The 967-nt window shown below is 30.1% G+C and carries 1 protein-coding gene and 1 pseudogene; both read left to right on the top strand.

The genetic code is table 11. The features are described from left to right. Positions 1-359, top strand: a pseudogene (locus tag H4K33_RS16340) (mobilization protein); the annotation flags it as partial. 33 nt (positions 360-392) lie between these two features. After that, on the top strand, positions 393-851 hold the full coding sequence (locus H4K33_RS16335; protein WP_220485350.1) for a hypothetical protein: 459 nt from the start codon (positions 393-395) through the stop codon (positions 849-851). Positions 852-967: the final 116 nt, after the last annotated feature.

Here is a 967-nt window from a genome sequence, read left to right as displayed (position 1 = left end):
ATTTACAACAATACATTCGATTAATGCTTGAAAAAGATATTGAGGTTAAACCAACTATTAATAAACAGGGGAATATTCAAGGATATCGCTTTATTCATTTACCAACTAATACAAACCTAAAAGCAAGTGAAGTTGACCGAAATATGAAGTTGAATGATTTATTTAAAAATACAGCAAGCACAGAGTCAAAGAATGAAGTAGAAAAACTATTAACTAAGCAAGAAGCAATCGAACCACAAATGCAGAATTGGAAAACAGATGTGTCTGTTTTATTTAGTTTGTTATCTGCTTTTCAACTTAGTGGTAACGATGAAGATGATGAACAAAAAAAACGTAAACGAAGAGCACTAAAAAGATAAACAATGGCAAAGAACCAACCTAAACTCACTGATATGACAGAACTATTACTTCAGCAAGTCATACAATTAGAACACACGATAAAACAAAGTAAAAAAACTCATTTAGATACCATCAAAGAATTAAGTAACATCAAAGTAACAGTAAATGTTGCTGAACTTCGACAGATAGAAAAAGAACAAAGACAACGCTTACAGAATGACTTCGATCAATTTCATCGAGAGATAACAAAAAATAATGAGGAGCTTTTGAAGGTTCACAAGGCTGTTAGCTCAAAGAGGTTATTCTACTTGATTGTATTGAACATCTTTTTACTTTTAACAACAGGTTTTTCAATGTATTTAGCTGTTAAGAATACTATTGAGAAATCGGAGTATGAGCGTTTAGAAAAAGAAAAGGGGCAATTAATAAATCAATTAGAAAATGTAAATCAGTTTTTTAACAAAAATCCAAGGACAGCTAAATCTTTCAAAGAGTGGAGTCAAAAGCAATAATTGAAAAGTGTTTATCAAAGTTATTTCCGTAAAATTTTTAGAGCTTTGAAGGCTCAAAATTTTATGGAATAACTTTGTTGGAATAGGTTCACAATATTTTAAAAGATTTACTAACG

It is taken from the genome of Myroides sp. WP-1 (assembly GCF_014145635.1).
Classification (GTDB): domain Bacteria; phylum Bacteroidota; class Bacteroidia; order Flavobacteriales; family Flavobacteriaceae; genus Flavobacterium.
This window is presented reverse-complemented; position numbering and strand designations above follow the sequence as displayed.